13 protein-coding genes and 1 pseudogene are annotated in these 17349 nt (G+C 75.0%); 3 read left to right on the top strand and 11 right to left on the bottom strand.

Annotated features, from left to right (window positions below; genetic code table 11):
- Window positions 1–9: 9 nt before the first annotated feature.
- The 3 genes from MOV08_RS11760 to MOV08_RS11750 all read right to left on the bottom strand — a co-directional run bounded on the left by MOV08_RS11760 (window position 10) and on the right by MOV08_RS11750 (window position 2968).
- On the bottom strand, window positions 10–1284 hold the full coding sequence (locus MOV08_RS11760) for a ribonuclease D (protein ID WP_275307430.1): 1275 nt from the start codon (window positions 1282–1284) through the stop codon (window positions 10–12).
- Window positions 1285–1364: 80 nt separating this feature from the next.
- Entirely contained in the window at window positions 1365–2027 is a 663-nt protein-coding gene (locus MOV08_RS11755) for a response regulator transcription factor (RefSeq protein WP_016573641.1), read from the bottom strand.
- A 284-nt stretch (window positions 2028–2311) separates the two neighbouring features.
- On the bottom strand, window positions 2312–2968 hold the full coding sequence (locus MOV08_RS11750; RefSeq protein ID WP_039631886.1) for a DUF3000 domain-containing protein: 657 nt from the start codon (window positions 2966–2968) through the stop codon (window positions 2312–2314).
- A 102-nt stretch (window positions 2969–3070) separates the two neighbouring features.
- On the opposite strand from MOV08_RS11750, the gene hemE reads away from it, so the two are divergent.
- Complete coding sequence (gene hemE / locus MOV08_RS11745) at window positions 3071–4138, top strand: uroporphyrinogen decarboxylase (RefSeq protein WP_039631884.1); 1068 nt, start codon at window positions 3071–3073, stop codon at window positions 4136–4138.
- A 49-nt stretch (window positions 4139–4187) separates the two neighbouring features.
- Here the strand turns inward: hemE and MOV08_RS11740 are convergent, their stop codons facing one another.
- From MOV08_RS11740 to MOV08_RS11730, 3 genes are all read right to left on the bottom strand, one after another.
- Window positions 4188–5588, bottom strand: coding sequence for an FAD-dependent oxidoreductase (locus MOV08_RS11740; RefSeq protein WP_275307428.1), 1401 nt, complete (start codon window positions 5586–5588; stop codon window positions 4188–4190).
- Window positions 5589–5724: 136 nt separating this feature from the next.
- Window positions 5725–7182: an aldehyde dehydrogenase family protein gene (locus MOV08_RS11735; RefSeq protein WP_039631880.1), complete on the bottom strand. Its 1458-nt coding sequence runs from the start codon at window positions 7180–7182 to the stop codon at window positions 5725–5727.
- A 141-nt stretch (window positions 7183–7323) separates the two neighbouring features.
- Window positions 7324–8532 carry a thiolase family protein gene (locus MOV08_RS11730; RefSeq protein ID WP_275307426.1) on the bottom strand — a complete coding sequence of 403 codons (1209 nt, stop codon included), beginning with the start codon at window positions 8530–8532 and terminating at the stop codon, window positions 7324–7326.
- 280 nt (window positions 8533–8812) lie between these two features.
- Here MOV08_RS11730 and hemG point away from each other — a divergent pair, with 280 nt between their 5' ends.
- Both hemG and hemQ read left to right on the top strand, forming a co-directional pair.
- On the top strand, window positions 8813–10276 hold the full coding sequence (gene hemG, locus MOV08_RS11725; RefSeq protein ID WP_275307425.1) for a protoporphyrinogen oxidase: 1464 nt from the start codon (window positions 8813–8815) through the stop codon (window positions 10274–10276).
- A 2-nt stretch (window positions 10277–10278) separates the two neighbouring features.
- Window positions 10279–11016 (top strand): hydrogen peroxide-dependent heme synthase, encoded by a 738-nt coding sequence (gene hemQ, locus MOV08_RS11720; protein WP_039631871.1) that lies wholly within the window; start codon window positions 10279–10281, stop codon window positions 11014–11016.
- A gap of 76 nt (window positions 11017–11092) precedes the next feature.
- Here hemQ and MOV08_RS11715 read toward each other — a convergent pair whose 3' ends face one another.
- From MOV08_RS11715 to MOV08_RS11695, 5 genes and pseudogenes are all read right to left on the bottom strand, one after another.
- The gene (locus tag MOV08_RS11715; protein ID WP_275307424.1) at window positions 11093–12802 is read right to left on the bottom strand and encodes an alpha/beta hydrolase; all 1710 of its coding nucleotides are present in this window, start codon (window positions 12800–12802) and stop codon (window positions 11093–11095) included.
- Window positions 12803–12938: 136 nt separating this feature from the next.
- Window positions 12939–13727, bottom strand: coding sequence for a TIGR04222 domain-containing membrane protein (locus MOV08_RS11710; RefSeq protein ID WP_039631866.1), 789 nt, complete (start codon window positions 13725–13727; stop codon window positions 12939–12941).
- Window positions 13728–13864: 137 nt separating this feature from the next.
- Window positions 13865–14851 (bottom strand): TIGR04222 domain-containing membrane protein, encoded by a 987-nt coding sequence (locus MOV08_RS11705; RefSeq protein ID WP_275307423.1) that lies wholly within the window; start codon window positions 14849–14851, stop codon window positions 13865–13867.
- A gap of 9 nt (window positions 14852–14860) precedes the next feature.
- Window positions 14861–16157: pseudogene (locus MOV08_RS11700) on the bottom strand (MbnB/TglH/ChrH family RiPP precursor modification enzyme).
- A gap of 156 nt (window positions 16158–16313) precedes the next feature.
- Window positions 16314–16964: a LysE family translocator gene (locus tag MOV08_RS11695; protein ID WP_275307421.1), complete on the bottom strand. Its 651-nt coding sequence runs from the start codon at window positions 16962–16964 to the stop codon at window positions 16314–16316.
- Window positions 16965–17349: the final 385 nt, after the last annotated feature.

The raw sequence follows: 17349 nt of genomic DNA, 5'->3' as shown, positions 1-17349 counted from the left end.
CGGGGCCGGTCAGGAACCGCCTGCCACCAGTGCCTCAGTGAGGAGTGGTGCGACCAGCTCGATCTGCCAGGGACGGGCGCCGTGTCCGGCCAGGACTTCGGCGACCGTCTCCGGGGTCGGGCCGGCCGGCGGCTCCCAGCAGAGCCTGCGGACGGTGTCTGGGGTGATGAGGTTCTCCTGGGGGAGGTTCAGCTGCTCGGCGAGCGCGGTCACCGCCGTGCGGGCGGCCGACAGCCGGGCGGCGGCGGCCGGGTCCTTGTCGGCCCACGAGCGGGGCGGCGGCGGGCCGTTGAACGGCTGGCCGGGCTGCGGCAGCTCGTTGTCCGGCAGCGCCCGGGCGCGGTCCACGGCGGCCTGCCACTGCTCCAGCTGGCGCCGGCCCATCCGGTGCCCGAACCCGGACAGCGCGGCCAGCGCGTGGGTGTTGGGCGGGAGTTGGAGCGCGGCCTCGATGATCGCGGCGTCGCCGAGCACCTTGCCGGGGGAGACGTCGCGCCGCTGCGCGACCTGGTCGCGCAGCGTCCACAGCTCCCGCACGACCGCCATCTGCCGACGCCGGCGCACCTTGTGCATACCGGACGTGCGGCGCCAGGGGTCCTTGCGGGGCGGCGGCGGGGGAGCGGTGGCGATGGCCGCGAACTCCTGCCGGGCCCACTCCAGCTTTCCCTGGCGGTCCAGCTCCTCCTCCAGCGCGTCGCGCAGGTCCACCAGCAGTTCGACGTCGAGCGCGGCGTAGCGCAGCCACGGATCGGGCAGCGGGCGGGTGGACCAGTCGACGGCCGAGTGGCCCTTCTCCAGGGCGTAGCCGAGGACGTTCTCGACCATGGCGCCCAGGCCGACCCGGGCGAAGCCGGCCAGTCGCCCGGCCAGCTCGGTGTCGAACAGCTTGGTGGGGACCATCCCTATGTCGCGCAGACAGGGCAGGTCCTGGGTGGCGGCGTGCAGCACCCACTCGGTGTCGCAGATCGTCCCGCCGAGCGCGGAGAGGTCGGGGCAGCCGACCGGGTCGATCAACACGCTGCCGGCGCCCTCACGGCGCAGCTGGACCAGGTAGGCGCGCTGGCCGTAGCGGTAGCCGGAGGCACGCTCGGCGTCCACGGCGACCGGACCGCGACCGGCCTGGAAGGCGGCGACGACCTCGGCGAGCGCCTCGGGTGTGGCGGTCACCGGGGGGATGCCCTCGCGGGGTTCCAGTAGGGGTTCCGGCGCCGGTCGGGAATCCGGAGGCGATTCTCCGGGTGCTCGCAGTGTCGTGTCTGCTGCGGTCTTTTGGGCGTCGGTCACCAGTCAAGGGTATCTGTGTATGCACGTCGCCCGTCGGGGGAATGTTCCCTCGACGGGCGAGAAGGGTCGGGAAGCGGGGTTCAGTGGATGATGCCGGTGCGCAGTGCGACCGCCACCATCCCGGCCCGGTCGCCGGTGCCGAGCTTGCGCGCGATCCGGGCGAGGTGGCTCTTGACGGTCAGCGCCGACAGCCCCATCGACACCCCGATGGCCTTGTTGGACTGGCCCTCCGCCACCAGCCGCAACACCTCCACCTCGCGCCCCGACAGCTCGCGGTAGCCGCCGGGGTGGCCCGGCGCGCCCGGCGGGCGGCGCTGCATCCGGGCCGCGTTGGCGCCGATCGGCGCGGCGCCCGGCCGGCCCGGCAGGCCCAGGTTGGTGCGGGTGCCGGTGACGACGTAGCCCTTGACGCCGCCGGCGAGGGCGTTGCGCACGGCGCCGATGTCGTCGGCGGCGGACAGCGCGAGGCCGTTGGGCCAGCCGGCCGCCCGCGTCTCGGACAGCAGGGTCAGGCCGGAGCCGTCGGGAAGGTGGACGTCGGCCACGCAGATGTCGCGTGGGTTGCCGACGCGGGGACGGGCCTCCGCGATGGACGACGCCTCGATCACGTCACGTACGCCGAGGGCCCACAGGTGACGGGTGACGGTGGAGCGAACGCGAGGGTCGGCTACGACGACCATGGCGGTCGGTTTGTTCGGGCGGTAGGCGACCAGGCTCGAAGGCTGCTCAAGGAGAACTGACACCGGGCCTCCTGGGGAGTGGCGGGGACGGAAGCCGGCTGGGGAAAGCCGGAATGATCCGTGTTTGAAGGGTCACTGACCTCTTCGGCAGCAATCCGGCAGGACTTTAGAGTTTGATCACGATTTAGTTAGGGGCAATTCGGGCAAATCGGATGCGTGAGCGATCAAGGTGAGCATGGAGTGCACACTGAGGTGATCACAGGCGTACGGAAACGGCGAGGTGCCGCACTTCCGGACATCCCGGACGTGCGGCACCTCGCCGTCGTATGGACGGGGCGGACGACTCCTCAGCGGGCCTGCGGGCCGCGGCGCTGCGGCAGCGCCACCACCCCGCCGCGCGGCGGGGGGTCGACCGGGGCCGGCGGCAGCCCCGCCACCTGGCACAGCAGATCGCACCACGCCGACAGGTGCGCCGCGAGATCGGGCACCCCGCCCGGCCCCTCGGCCGGCGTCCACGAGGCCCGGATCTCGATCTGGGTCGCCGGCTCCCGCGCCGCGAGCCCGCCGAAGTAGTACGACCCGGCCCGGGTGACCGTGCCGCTCGGCGCGCCGTACTGCACCCCGCGCGCCTCCAGCGCCCCGGTCAGCCAGGACCACGAGACCTCGGGCAGCAGCGGATCGGCGCCCATCTCCGGCTCCAGTTCCGCGCGGGCCAGCGTCACCACCCGGAACGTGCCCTGCCAGGTCTCGTCGCCGGCCGGCTGATGGAGCACCACCAGCCGGCCGTCCGCCAGGTCCCGGTCCTCGCCGTCCGGCCCCGCCCCGCGTTCGACGACCGCGGCCTCCAGCGCGTAGGCGTACGGGGCGAGGCGTTTGGGTGCGGGTGTCGGGCCGGTCTCGATCTCCGGCCGCAGTCGTGCCGCGCGAAGCGCCTCGACCGCCTGACGGAAGGGGATCGGGGTCTCGTCCGCGCTGTCCGCGAGGTGTTCTTGAGCCGCAGCCATGCCCGGAAGGGTAGGCGGAAGACGCCCCTCATACGCGGAGGACACCCGGTGCGCGCGTCGCCCATTCGGAGGTGCCGTCGGGCGCGTGCGAAGATTTGGCGCGTGAGCGCCAACGATGCCCTTACGGGCCAGCAGCAGACCGCTACGTACGACTCGGCTTTCCTCAGGGCGTGCCGGCGTGAACCGGTGCCGCACACGCCGGTGTGGTTCATGCGCCAGGCCGGTCGTTCGCTCCCCGAGTACCGCAAGGTCCGCGAGGGCATCGCCATGCTCGACTCCTGCATGCGGCCGGAGCTGGTCACCGAGATCACGCTGCAGCCGGTGCGCCGGCACGGCGTGGACGCCGCGATCTACTTCAGCGACATCGTGGTGCCCCTGAAGGCCATCGGCATCGACCTCGACATCAAGCCCGGCATCGGCCCGGTCGTCGAGAACCCCATCCGCAGCCGCGCCGACCTGGAGCAGCTGCGCGCGCTGGAGCCCGGCGACGTCTCCTACGTCACCGAGGCCATCGGCATGCTCACCCGTGAGCTGGGCACCACCCCGCTCATCGGCTTCGCCGGCGCCCCGTTCACGCTCGCCAGCTACCTCGTCGAAGGCGGCCCGTCCCGCAACCACGAGCGCACCAAGGCCCTGATGTACGGCGACCCGCAGCTGTGGGCCGATCTGCTCGACCGGCTCGCGGACATCACCGCCGCCTTCCTCAAGGTCCAGATCGAGGCCGGTGCCAGCGCCGTCCAGCTCTTCGACTCCTGGGTCGGCGCGCTCTCCCCGGCCGACTACCGGCGCTCGGTGATGCCGGCCTCCGTCAAGGTCTTCGACGCGGTCGCCGGCTACGGCGTCCCGCGGATCCACTTCGGCGTGGGCACCGGCGAACTCCTCGGCCTGATGGGCGAGGCCGGCGCGGACGTGGTCGGCGTCGACTGGCGGGTCCCGATGGACGAGGCGGTCCGCCGGGTCGGCCCCGGCAAGGCGCTCCAGGGCAACCTCGACCCGGCCGTGCTCTTCGCCCCCCGCGAGGCCGTCGAGACCAAGGCCCGCGAGGTCCTCGACGCCGCCGCCGGCCTCCCCGGTCACGTCTTCAACCTCGGCCACGGCGTGCTCCCCAACACCGACCCGGAGGCGCTGACCCGCCTCGTCGAGTACGTCCACACGCAGACCGCGCGCTGAGCGGCTGAGCCGGGGGCGGGCCGGGCCTGCGGGGCGGGCCCACCCCCGGCTAGCGCGGGCCGGTGCTCCCGGCCGCCCGCACCGCCGCGTCCGCCTTGCGGGCCGCCACCAGGACCGGGTCCCAGACCGGCGAGAACGGCGGGGCGTACCCCAGGTCCAGGGCGGTCATCCGCTCCACCGTCATCCCCGCGGTGAGCGCCACCGCGGCGATGTCCACCCGCTTCGCGGCGCCCTCCCGTCCGACGATCTGCACCCCCAGCAGCCGTCCGGTGCGCCGTTCGGCGAGCATCTTCACGTGCATCGGGCGGGCTTCGGGGTAGTAGCCGGCGCGGCTGGTCGACTCGATGGTGACCGTGACGAACCGCAGCCCCGCCGCCCGGGCCTGGCTCTCCAACAGCCCGGTGCGGGCGATCTCCAGGTCGCAGACCTTGCTGACGGCCGTGCCGACGACACCCGGGAAGGTCGCGTAGCCGCCGGCCACATTGGCGCCGATCACCTGGCCGTGCTTGTTGGCGTGGGTGCCCAGCGCGATGTGCCGGTGCTCCCCGGTGACCAGGTCACGCACCTCGACGCAGTCCCCGCCCGCCCAGACGTGCTCCTGGCCGGCCACCCGCAGCGCCAGATCCGTGCGCAGTCCCCCGGACGCGCCCAGCGGCAGCCCGGCCGCCTCGGCCAGGGCGGTCTCCGGACGGACGCCCAGCCCCAGCACGACCACGTCGGCCGGGTACTCGGCGTCCTCCGTGACCACCGCCCGGGCCCGGCCCTCGTCCTGGTCGGTCAGCACCCCGGTCACCCGCGCACCCGTCACCACCTCGATGCCCATGTCGCACATCGCGGTGCGCACCAGCGCCCCCATGTCCGGGTCGAGGGTGGACATCGGCTGCGCGCCCTGGTCCAGGACCGTGACCTGGAAGCCGCGGTGGACCAGCGCCTCGGCCATCTCCACGCCGATGTACCCGGCGCCGATCACCACCGCCCGCCGGCCCGCCGCGCCGCGCAGGCCGTACAGCAGCCGCTGTCCGTCGTCCAGCGTCTGCACCCCGTACACGCCCGGTGCGTCGATGCCCGGCAGCGGCGGGCGCAACGGGCGCGCCCCGGTCGCCACCACCAGCTTGTCGAAGCCGGTCCACGCCTCGCGGCCGCCGTCCGCCAGGTCCCGGCTGCGCACCCGGCCCCGGTCCAGGTCGATCTCGGTGACCTCGGTGCGCAGCCGCAGGTCGATGTCCCGGGCCCGGTGCTCCTCGGCGGTGCGGGCGATCAGCGCGTCCGGGCCGTCCACCACGCCGCCCACCCAGTACGGGATGCCGCAGGCCGAGTACGAGGTGAAGTGGCCGCGTTCGAAGGCCGTGACGGTCAGTGCCTCGGGCCCTTTGTGGCGGCGGGCCTGTGAGGCGGCGGCCATCCCCGCCGCATCGCCGCCGATGACCACCAGCCGCTCCGGCGTCGCCATCCCCGTTTCCTTTCGTCCGTTGTCGCTCTTCCGCGGCGTTCGGTTCGTTTCCGCGCGCTCCGGTCCGTTCCATGATCGCGGTGCGCCGTTCCGTCGCGCGGCACCGGCGGTTCCCGGGCGGACCGCGCGGGCCGGCTCAGAAGGGGTAGGCGGCCGGGGTGGCGCGCACCGTGGTCCAGCGGGTCTCGGTGAACGCGTCGAGGTTGGCCTCGCCGCCGAAGCGGGAGCCGGTACCGGAGTCCGCCAGTCCGCCGAAGGCGGCCACCGGCTCGTCGTTGACGGTCTGGTCGTTGATGTGCAGCAGACCGGTGGGGATCCGGTCGGCCAGCTCCAGGGCGCGGGCCGCGTCGCGGGTGACGACGCCCAGCGCCAGCCCGTAGGACGACTCGTTGGCCAGCGCCACCGCCTCGTCGAGGGTCCGGAAGGCGCGGACCGGGGCCACCGGGCCGAACACCTCCTCGCAGTACGCGGGGGACGCGCCCACCGAGCCGGGCCCGGTGGCGTCCGGGTCCGCGTCGGCGAGGACCGTCGGCCGGTAGAACAACTCGTGATGGGTGCCGCCGGCGGCGATCCGCACGCCCGCGGCGGCGCTCTCCCGGACCAGCGCGTCGATCCTGCCGAGCTGTCCGCGGTCGATGACCGGGCCGAGGTGGACCTGCGCGCGGAACGGGTCCCCGACGGTCAGCGCGTCCGCCTTCGCCGCCAGCCGCGCCACGTACTCCTCGTAGCGCGAGGCGTGGACGAGGTGACGGCCCGCCGTCATGCAGACCTGTCCCTGGTGGAAGAACGACGCCCAGGCGGCGGTGGACATCGCGGCGTCCAGGTCGGCGTCCTCCAGCACCAGGAACGCGCTGTTGCCGCCCAGTTCCAGATGGGCCCGCTTGAGGTGCTGCGCGGCCAGCGCGCCGACGCTGCGGCCGGCCGCGGTCGAGCCGGTGAAGGAGATGACCCGTACCCGCGGGTCCGCCACCAGCGTCCGCCCGACGTCCGCGCCGCCGGGCAGCACGTGCAACAGCCCCGCCGGCAGGCCGGCCTCGGCGAAGACCGCCGCGAGGACGTGCCCACCGCACACCGCGGTGCGCGGATCGGGCTTGAGCACCACGGCGTTGCCCAGCGCCAGGGCCGGTGCGACGGACCGGACGGCGAGGATCAGCGGGACGTTGAACGGCGCGATCACCCCGACCACGCCGGCCGGCACCCGGGTGGTGTACGACAGCCGCGGCGCCGCCGACGGCAGCACCTGGCCGAGCGGACGGTGGGCGAGCGCGGCGGCCTCGTAGCACTCCTCGGCCGCGGTGCGGAGCTCGAAGTCGGCCTTGCCGCGGACGCTGCCGGCCTCCCGGACGATCCACTCGCCGATCTCCGCGGCGTGCTGCTGGAGCAGATCGCCGGCCCGGCGCAGCACCGCGGCCCGCTCCGGGTACGGCCTGCGCGCCCAGTCCCGCTGCGCCGCGGCGGCCGTGGCCGCGGCGTCCGCGACGTCGGTGGGCGCGGCCAGCGTCAGGGTGGCCAGCACCTCGCCCGTCGCGGGCTCCACCGCCTCGGCGGGGTCGCCGTGCAGGGAGAGCCAGTCCTTGGGATCGAGCAGGGCCATCGCGCCAACCTCCGTGAGCACCGGGACAGTTGATTGATGAACGAGTGTGCCCCATGACGGCGGCGCGCGCCCGCCGGACGGCCGACCCCGACCTCCCGGCGGGCCGTCCGGGTCGAAGCGCCCTGAGACGCCAGAGGTGCCCTAGCGCTCCAGCACCATCGCCAGCCCCTGCCCCACCCCGATGCACAGTGCCGCCAGCCCGGTGCCCGAGCCCTGTGCGGCGAGTTGGTGGGCCACCGCGCCGGCGAGCCGGGCCCCGGAGGCGCCCAGCGGGTGCCCGATGGCGATGGCGCCGCCGCGCGGATTGACCACGGTGGGGTCGAGATCCGGCCACTGGGCGAGGCAGCCCAGCGCCTGGGCCGCGAACGCCTCGTTCAGCTCGCAGACCGCCAGATCGCCGAAGCTCCGCCCGGCCCGTTCCAGCGCCCGCCGGACCGCCTCCACCGGGCCGAGCCCGAACAGCTGCGGCTCGATACCGGTCACCGCGCTCGCCCGTACCCGGGCCAGCGGCTCCCGCCCGGTGGCCCGCAGCCCCTCCTCGCTGACCAGCAGCAGCGCCGCCGCGCCGTCGTTGAGCGGCGAGGAGTTGCCGGCGGTGACCGTGCCGCCCTCACTGCGGAACGCCGGCTTCAGCCGGGAGAGCGCCTCCAGCGAGGAGTTCTCCCGGACGGTCTCGTCGCGTGCCGGCTCCGCCCCCGGCACCGGCACGACCTCCGCGTCGTAGGCGCCCGCCGCCCAGGCCCGGGCCGCCTTCTGGTGGCTGGCCAGCGCGAACACGTCCTGCTGTTCGCGGGTGATGCCGTGCTTGTCGGCGATCAGCTCGGCGCCCTCGCCCAGCGGGACCGTCCACTCCGGCGCCATCCGCGGATTGACCATCCGCCAGCCCAGCGTCGAGGAGAACATCTCCTGATGGCCCGCGGGGAAGGCCCGGTCCGGCTTGCGCAGTACGTACGGCGCCCGGCTCATCGACTCCACGCCGCCGGCCACCGCGATCTCCGCATCGCCGTGCGCGACGGCGCGGGCCGCCTGGATGACCGCCTCCAGCCCGGACCCGCACAGCCGGTTGACGGTCACCCCGGGGACGCCGACCGGCAGCCCGGACAGCAGCACGGCCATCCGCGCGACGTTGCGGTTGTCCTCGCCCGCGCCGTTGGCGTCGCCGAAGTAGACGTCGTCGATCCGCCCCGGATCGAGCTCCGGGGTGCGGTCCACCAGCGCGCGCACCACATGGGCGGCGAGGTCGTCGGGGCGCAATCCGGCCAGCGCGCCGCCGTATTTGCCGACCGGGGTCCGTACCGCGTCGACGATGTAGACGTCCCGTACGGCGTTCGGTGCGTGTGGCTCGGTCATCAGGCTGTGTCCTCGCTGTCTTCGCTGTCTGCGCTGTCCTCGCGACACCGGCTCGGCGGCCGGGCGGTACGAAGATCGCCACCCGCCGCCCCGAGTCTTTGCCCGGCACCGCCCGGTGTCAACGGGGCGTCCGGCCACCTTCACCGGACGCGCCGGACCGGCCGGTCTCCCCGGTTCCGCCCGACGCGCCCGCCGCCCCGGCAACCCGCCGAAGAGGTCGCGGTCCCGCTGCCCGGACCGGCTCCCGGGCGCCGGAACCGGCTCTGAGAGAGTGGAGGACATGAGCACAGCGCACAGCGGTACGGGCGGCGCGCCCGGTCATGTCGTGGTCATCGGCGGCGGTATCGCGGGGCTGGCCGCCGCGCACCGGCTGCTGGCGGGCGGGGCCCGGGTGACCCTCCTGGAGGCGTCGGAGCGCCTCGGCGGCAAGCTGCTGGCCGGTGACATCGCGGGCGTACCGGTCGATCTCGGCGCCGAATCGATGCTGGCCCGGCGGCCGGAGGCGGTGGAGCTGGCGCGGGCCGTGGGCCTGGCCGACCGGCTCCAGCCGCCCGGCACCGCCACCGCCTCCCTGTGGACCCGCGGTGCGCTGCGCCCGATGCCCAAGGGGCACGTCATGGGCGTCCCCGGCGACCTCGGGCCGCTCGCCGCCTCCGGCGTGCTCTCCCCGGAGGGCCTGGCGCGCATCGAGGACGACCGGACGCTGCCGACGACCGAGGCCGGCACCGACATCGGGGTCGGCGCGTACGTCGCGGCCCGGCTCGGCCGGGAGGTCGTCGACCGGCTCGTCGAGCCGCTGCTCGGCGGGGTCTACGCGGGCGACGCCTACCGCATCTCGATGCGCGCCGCCGTCCCGCAGCTCTTCGAGGCGGCCCGGCGCGGCGGTTCGCTGATCGAGGGCGTCCGGGGCATCCAGGAGCGCGCCGCGGCCGCCGTGCCCGAGGGGCCGGCCGCGACCGGCCCGGTATCGGTCTTCATGGGCATCGCCGGCGGCATCGGGACGCTGCCGGGCGCGGTCGCCGACGCGGTGCGCCGCTCGGGCGGCGAGATCCTGCTGCGCACGCCGGTGCGCGAGCTGCGCTGGAGCGCCGCGGACGGCTGGCACGTCCAGGCCGGCGACCGGGTGCTCACCGCCGACGCGGTGGTCCTGGCCGCGCCCGCGCCGGCCGCCGAACGCCTGCTGCGCGCCGGCTCCCCGGCCGCCGCCGGCGAGCTGGCCGCCGTCGAGTACGCCTCGATGGCGCTGGTCACCATGGCCTTCCGGCGCGCCGATCTGACGGCCGTTCCGCGCGGCAGCGGCTTCCTCGTCCCGCCGGTCGACGGCCACCGGATCAAGGCGTCGACCTTCGCCAGCCACAAGTGGAACTGGATCGCCGAGGCCCACCCGGACCTGTTCGTGCTGCGCACCTCCCTCGGCCGGTACGGCGACGAGGCCGATCTGGAGCGCGACGACGCCGAACTGGTCGCCCTCTCCCTCGCCGACCTCGGCGAGGCGGTCGGCCTGACCGCCCGGCCGGTGGCCACCACCGTCACCCGCTGGGACGGCGGGCTGCCGCAGTACGCCGTCGGCCATGTGGACCGGGTGGCGCGGATCCGGGCCGCGGTCGCCGGACTGCCGGGCCCGCTGCGGGTCTGCGGCGCGCTCTACGACGGCGTCGGCATCCCGGCGTGCATCGCCTCCGCGCACCGGGCCGCCGACGAGGTCCTCGGGACCCTGACGCCGGGCGTCGCCGGCGGCGAGTGAGAATGGACGACATGACAGACGCTTCCACCCCCGCCTCCGACAAGATCCCCAACGCCGGCAAGAAGGCCAAGGACCTCAACGAGGTCATCCGCTACACCCTCTGGTCGGTCTTCAAGCTGCGCGACGTCCTCCCCGAGGACCGGTCCGGCTACGCCGACGAGGTCGAGGAGCTGTTCGCCCAGCTCGCCGCCAAGGACGTGGTGGTCCGCGGCACCTACGACCTCTCCGGGCTGCGCGCCGACGCCGACGTGATGATCTGGTGGCACTCGGAGAACTCCGACGACCTCCAGGAGGCGTACAACCGCTTCCGCCGCACCCGTCTGGGCCGCGCGCTGGAGCCGGTCTGGTCGAACATGGCGCTGCACCGTCCCGCCGAGTTCAACAAGTCGCACATCCCGGCCTTCCTGGCCGACGAGCACGCCCGCGACTACGTGAGCGTCTACCCGTTCGTGCGCTCCTACGACTGGTATCTCCTCCCCGACGAGGACCGCCGCCGGATGCTCGCCGACCACGGCAAGATGGCCCGCGGCTTCCCCGACGTCCGCGCCAACACCGTCGCCTCCTTCTCGCTCGGCGACTACGAGTGGATCCTCGCCTTCGAGGCCGACGAGCTGCACCGCATCGTCGACTTGATGCGCCACCTGCGGGCCTCCGAGGCGCGCCGCCACGTCCGCGAGGAGATCCCGTTCTACACCGGCCGCCGCAAGCCGGTCGCCGAGCTGGTCGCCGGCCTGGCCTGACCGGTCGGACACCCCGGAACACGGACGTCGGGGCCGCCCCCGAAGGGACGGCCCCGACCTCCACGCTCCGGGGCGGCTACCGCCCCTTCACCTGCTGCACCAGCGTCGGCCGGGCCCGCTGGAGCGGCTGCCCCGGCACCGGCTCGGCGCGCGGTCCGCAGTACGCCCGGTGCCCGGGGACCTTCCCGTGCAGCAGGTACGTCTCGACGTAGGTGTTGACACAGAGGTTGTCGCCGTACGCGATGCCGTGGGTGCCCGCGTCCCGCTCGGTCACCAGGGACGAGCCGGGCAGTCGCCGCTGGAGCTCCAGCGCGCCCGGGTAGGGGGTGGCCGCGTCCCGTTCGGCGGCCAGCAGCAGCACCGGCGGCAGCGCGCCGGGCTCGGTGCGGATGTCCAGCGGGCGGCCCCGCCCGTACAGCGCGTCGTCCAGGTCGGTGTCGGCGGCCTGCTGGGAGGCGTGGGCCAGGGCGTCCCCGGCCGACGCGCCCTTGACGGCCCGCTGGGTGGTGGTGCGGATCGCCTCCTCGACGCCGGCCGCCGCCGACTGCCGGTGCTCCGGCCAGAAGGCGCACGGCAGGTTCATCCAGGCGTTGTCCCAGGTCTCGAACGGCGCGGTGCGGGCCAGGGCGGTGTTGTCCCGGTCCCAGACGTGCCAGTTGCGCGGCCAGGCCGAGTCGTTGCACTCGACGGCGGTGTAGACGGCGTTGGCGTTCTCCTCGCCCTGGCCGTCGCCGGAGGGCAGTGCCTGGGCGATCAACAGCTGGGCGTCGCCGCGCAGGTACTTCGACAGCGCCTCGGCGCGCATCGGCCAGAACGCGTCGTTGTAGCCGGTCTTGAGGTACGCCGCCTGGAGCTGCCCGGGGCCGATCTTCCCGTTGACCGGCGCGCGCCGCAGCCGCTGGATGACGGTGTCGTAGGAGTGCTGCACCGCCTGCTTGTCGGATCCCAGGTGGTAGGTGGCGTCGTGCTTGGCGACCCAGCGCAGCCAGTCGCCCCAGCGGCGCTCGAAGGCGACGCTCTGGTCGAGGTTGTTCTGGTACCAGATCTGCCGGGGATCGGGGTTGACCACGCTGTCGAAGACCATCCGGCGGACATGGCCGGGGAACAGCGTCGCGTAGACCGCCCCGAAGTACGTCCCGTAGGACGCGCCCATGAACGTCAGCTTCTTCTCGCCGAGCGCCGCCCGCAGCATGTCCAGGTCCCGGGCGTTGTTGACCGAGTTGTAGAACGGCAGGTCGGCGCCGGCCCGTTGAGCGCAGCCGTGGGCGTACGCCTTCGCCTCCGCCACCTTCTTCTGCTTGAAGGACTCGCTGGGGTACCGCGGGCTGTCCGTGGGCGCCTTGGTGAAGTCCTTGGGGTCCTGGCAGGACAGCGGGGCGCTGCGCCCCACCCCGCGCGGCGCATAGCCGACGAAGTCGTAGGCGCGGGCGGTCCGGCGCCAGGTCGGCAGCGCTCCGTAGAGGGGGAACTGCATGCTGGACGCGCCGGGGCCGCCAGGGTTGAAGACCAGGGCGCCCTGCCGTTCGGCGGACGAGGTGGCCCGGGTCCGGCTGACCGTCAGCTTGATCTGCTTGCCGTGCGGCCGGGCGTAGTCGAGCGGGACGGCGAGCGTGCCGCACTCGACGGAGGCCGGGAGGTGCTCCACGCCCGCGCACCGGCCGAAGGTGAGGGGGCGAACAGGGGCGGGCGGCGCCGCCGGGTCCCGGGCGGCGCCGCCGGCCGGTGCGGAGGCGAGGCCGGTCAGGACCAGCGACCCGAGGGCGCCGTACAACGCAAGTGCTCTCACGAGCCGTCCCTTCATATGGTGCGCGGTGCGGGGCTCCGGGGAGGGGCTCGCTGCACGGGGTCGCACGGTGGGCATACAAAAGGGATAGTTGGGCCAACCGAGGGCGAAGTAAAGCACCGTACGGCGGTGTCGGACGCTATGCCCCGGAAGAGTGGAGCGCCGCGCGCAAACCGGGATCGACGAGCACGGCGGGTCCGTGCAGGGCGAGTCCCGTCAGGCCGGCCGGCTCCGGCGCCGGACGTCTGTCCCGCACGCCGGGGTGCTCCTGCCGCAGCCGCGCCGCGCCGGCCTCGGTGGCCCAGCCGATGGACGGGCGGGCCTCCGCGCGGGCGATGGCCCAGGTGCCGAGGGCGAGGATCAGCGGGAGCGCGAACCACGCCAGCACCAGCCGGTCGGGCTCGCCGGACGGGGCCGTCCAGTAGGTCGCGCCGGCGGCCGACAGCACCACCAGGGCGGCGCCGCGGACCTGGCGGACCGCGGTGCGGATCGCGGCGGGCGCCGCGAGACCGGCGTCGACCAGCCGGTCGGCCAGCCCCCGGACCGCATCGGTGCCGGACAGGGCGGTCCGGACGGCGGGTATGCGGCACTGCCCCTCGGGGCCGATGGCGGTGAGCGCGGCCCGCTCGACGGGGTCCTGGCCGACCGGGTCGACGACCGTGGCCCAGCCGGTGTGGGCGAGGTGCAGCCGCCGCTGTTGGGCCATCAGGACGAGCACCACATCGGCGAGTCGGTGCGGGCCGCCGGAGAGATAGGCCGTCTCGTACAGGGTCAGCCCGGCGAGGGCGCCGTCGGCGTCCGGCGCGGTGTCCGGTGGGGTGTCCTGGGCGCGGTGCTGGGCCTGGCCGGTGACGACCGCCGTGCGGCAGACCCGGACACAGGAGACGACCGCCGCCACCCAGGCGAGCAGGAGGAAGAGGAGCCACATGGTGGACGTTCTACGGGACGGCGGGCGCGGCCGCCATGACGTTTCTCACCCTGTGGATAGTGCGCCCCGGCCGGCCGGGGCGCCGAACTCGCCGCCCTGGCCAGCCCCTTCGTGCGGACACCCGATCTGACGGTTCGTCAGTCACCGCCGCCGCAGCCCCCGCCGCCGCACCCGGAGCCCCCACAGCCCGAACTCCCGCCGCACGACGACCCGCCGCCGCACGAGGACGCCCCGCATCCGGAGTCCCCACCGCCGTCTGAGGAGCCGCACCACGCCGAGCCCGCGTCCCCGCCGCACCCGCCGGAGCCCGCCGACGACCCGCCCGACGGTGTCGAGGCCGCCACCGCCCCCTGGGCCTGCACGAAGTGGTCCCGCAGCAACTCGTCCGCGAGCACCGCGGTACCGCCCAGCGCCACCGCCAGCCCGGCGACCCGCCAGGCCGCCTCCAGGCCCCGGAGGTCGTCGGGCCGGGTGCCCCGGGGCCGGGCCGCGGCCAGGGCGGACCGGCCCGCCCGGGTGATCCGGCGGGTGAACAACCGCCGGCACGGCAGCCCGACCAGCAGGCCCACGGCCACCGCCGGGACGACCCGGACGGCCACCGGCGGCGCCCACGGACCACCGCCGTCGCGGACGGCGAGGAAGGACAGCACCAGCGCGACGGCGAAGAGCACGAGGCTCGCCTTCACCTGGAGCCCGGCCAGCAGCCGCCAGCCCCGGCCGGCGCGCGGCGGACGCAGCAGTCCCCGGGCCGCCAGCCGGTCGCCGACCTCCTGCACCGCCGCACTGCGCATCACCCGCCCGCGGACGGCGGCCAGCGCCCCGCCCGGGGTGGCGGCGACCGCGTCCAGCACGGCCGCCTCCACCGGGTCGTGCGCGGCGGCGCGCCGCACCGTCACCACGCCCGGGCCGCCGATCGCCAGCCGCCCGTCCTCGTGCATCACCCAGAGCGCGGTGTCCGCCACCCGGCCCGGCCCGCCGGCCAGGAACGCCAACTCCCGGACGTCACGGGTCGGTCCGGCCGCCCGCCCGACCGCCGGCGTCCGCAGCCGCACCACCAGGGCCCCGACGAGCAGCGCCAGCGACGACAGGCCGAGGCTCAGATACACCCCTTGCGTGAACGACACGGCGGCACCTCACTTCCGGCGCAGCGCGCGCTGCAGGGACCCTGCCCGCCGGGCGGCGGCCCGCGCGAGCTGTGCCGCGCGGCCCCCGGACGGCGGTCGCGGACCGGCCCGGTCGCGCCACCAGTGCGTCAGCCGCCGCCGTGCCACGGGGTCCGCGGGGTGGTCCTGCGCCAGCAGGAACGCCGCGAAGTCCAGGGCGTCCTGGCGGTAGCCGCCGGCCATGGGGCGGCGCCGGGCGTAGCCGAGGAAGGCCGACCGGTAGCCGTCGCCGAGGATCTCCGTCAGCTCCGGTGCCACCTTGGCGACCACCGAGGCCCGCTTGGCGGCCAGGGCCCGGCTCTGCACCCGCAGCCGGGCCGGATCAAAGCCCTCCGGGGTGGGCGTCCCGGCCACCAGCGCGGACAGCAGCGCGGCCTGCGCCAGCGCCAACCGCGCACGGGCCGGACCGGTGTCCGCCACCGCCTCAAGCCGCCCGGACACGGCGCGCCTCCTCCACCACGGCGCGGATCGCGTCGAGTTCGCCGGCCAGCTCGCCGCCCTCGGGGAAGTCGTCGTCGCGCTCCAGCAGCACGCCGGGCGGATCGGTCCGGGCGCACAGCTCCGCGAGGACGTCCAGGACCGGCCGGGTCACCGGGTGGGCGTGGCTGTCGTGCCACACCCCGTCCCGCTCGACGCCGCCCGCGACATGGACGTAGGCGAGCGCCTCGACCGGCAGCTCGTCGAGGGTCGCGGTCGGGTCCTCGCCGCGGTTGACGTGGTTGGTGTGGAGGTTGGCGACGTCGATCAGCAGCCCGACCCCGGTGCGCTCGACCAGCTCGGACAGGAACTGCCCCTCGGTCAGCTCCTCGCCGGGCCAGGCGAACAGCGCGGCGATGTTCTCCAGGGCCAGCGGCACCGGCAGCGCGTCCTGGGCGATCCGGACGTTCTCGCACAGCACGTCCAGCGCGTCCCGGGTGCGCGGCATCGGCAGCAGGTGCCCGGCCTCCAGCACCGGCGACGCGGTCAGCGGGCCGCCGGCGCGGACGAACGCGATGTGCTCGGTGACCAGCGGGGCCTCCAGCGCGGTGGCCCGCTCGGCGAGGGCCGCCAGCCGCCCGGCGTCCGGCCGGTCCGCGCCGCCGAGCCCGAGCGAGACCCCGTGCGGGATCACCGTCGTGCCGCGTTCCCGCAACTCCCGCAGGGCGTCCGGGAGATGGCCGGGGCACACGTTCTCGGCCACCACCTCCACCCAGTCCACCCCGGGCAGCGCGGCGATCTCCGCGGCGATCTCCGGCCGCCAGCCGATGCCCGTCCCCAAACGACGCATGGTTCCCCCTTTGTGCTCCCCACGGTCGGGGTAGTCCTGACCCGGCGCGGGCGGGGCGAATCCCGCACCCGCGCGGTTCAGAGGTTGATTTGAGCTTCTCTCACCAGAGGCCGGCCCGGACCGTGCCGTGCGCCGGCCGTTGCGTCCCGCCGCGGCTCAGCGGGCGACCTCCCACCCGACCGCCGCGCCCAGCGCCACCAGCACGCCGCCGGTGGCCTGGTCCAGCCGCCGCCGCACCCGCGGGCGCTGCAGCACCGCCCGCGCCCGGTGCACCGCCAGGGCCACCCCGCCCAGCCACAGCACACCCAGCACCGCGTGCACGGACACCAGCAGCAGCGTCGTGCCGACCACCGGCGCGCCGTGCGGGATGAACTGCGGCAGCAGGGAGAGGTAGACCACCCCGACCTTGGGGTTGAGGACGTTGGTCAGCAGTCCGCCGCGGAACGCCCGCCAGGGGCTGCCCGGAACGGCCGGGGCGGCCTCCTCCGCCGGCCCGTGCTCCGCCGCGTCCGCGCCGCTCCGGCGCCGGGCGCCGCGCAGCGCCTGCACCCCGAGCCACACCAGATACACCGCTCCGGCCACCCGCAGCGCGTCGTACGCCGTCTGCGAGGCGGCCAGCATCGCGGTCAGCCCCACCGCCCCGGCCAGCCCCCACACGAAGCAGCCGGCGGCTATCCCCAGCGCACTGCACAGTGCGGCGCGCCGCCCCGAGCCGAGCGCGGTCCGCAGGACCACCGCGAAGTCCGGGCCGGGGGAGACGGTGAGCAGCGCGGCCACCACGGTGAAGCCGATGAGCGAGGTCAGCATGGGTGACACGGTATGTCCCGCGGTGGGCCGGACCGCCGGCGGGGACGGGGGAGCGGTCCACCGGGGCCCCCGCCGCCGGCGACGCCCCCCGCGCGGGTTCGCTACCGGGCCAAGGCCGTGATCCACGCGCCGTTGCGCGAGCTGAAGGCCACCGCCGAAGCGACCACCCTCGATCAGCGGCACTGAACCCCGACGCCCCGATTCCGTAAGGGGCACGGAACTCACGGTCGAAATCGGCCAGTTCGCGGCGGGTGGCGTGGGTGCGCGGGGTGGTGGATAGGGGTGTTCGAAAGGGGCGGCGGACCTTCGATCTGGTCCCCTGCGTCCCCTTCGGCGCCTCATGTGGAGATCTTCCGACCGTAGTTGCTGACGGCGCGTCAGGTGG

Source organism: Streptomyces yunnanensis (assembly GCF_029011865.1).
Lineage (GTDB): Bacteria > Actinomycetota > Actinomycetes > Streptomycetales > Streptomycetaceae > Streptomyces > Streptomyces yunnanensis.
Note: the sequence above shows the minus strand (reverse complement) of the source record. Positions and strands in the feature narration are given on the sequence as shown.

Bases quoted from the DNA above. Each gene is read 5' to 3' on its own strand.
- MOV08_RS11750 (WP_039631886.1), bottom strand. From the start codon at position 2,968: ATGGCTGCGGCTCAAGAACACCTCGCGGACAGCGCGGACGAGACCCCG.
- MOV08_RS11740 (WP_275307428.1), bottom strand. From the start codon at position 5,588: ATGGCGACGCCGGAGCGGCTGGTGGTCATCGGCGGCGATGCGGCGGGG.
- MOV08_RS11735 (WP_039631880.1), bottom strand. From the start codon at position 7,182: ATGGCCCTGCTCGATCCCAAGGACTGGCTCTCCCTGCACGGCGACCCC.
- MOV08_RS11730 (WP_275307426.1), bottom strand. From the start codon at position 8,532: ATGACCGAGCCACACGCACCGAACGCCGTACGGGACGTCTACATCGTC.
- hemG (WP_275307425.1), top strand. From the start codon at position 8,813: ATGAGCACAGCGCACAGCGGTACGGGCGGCGCGCCCGGTCATGTCGTG.
- hemQ (WP_039631871.1), top strand. From the start codon at position 10,279: ATGGACGACATGACAGACGCTTCCACCCCCGCCTCCGACAAGATCCCC.
- MOV08_RS11710 (WP_039631866.1), bottom strand. From the start codon at position 13,727: ATGTGGCTCCTCTTCCTCCTGCTCGCCTGGGTGGCGGCGGTCGTCTCC.
- MOV08_RS11695 (WP_275307421.1), bottom strand. From the start codon at position 16,964: ATGCTGACCTCGCTCATCGGCTTCACCGTGGTGGCCGCGCTGCTCACC.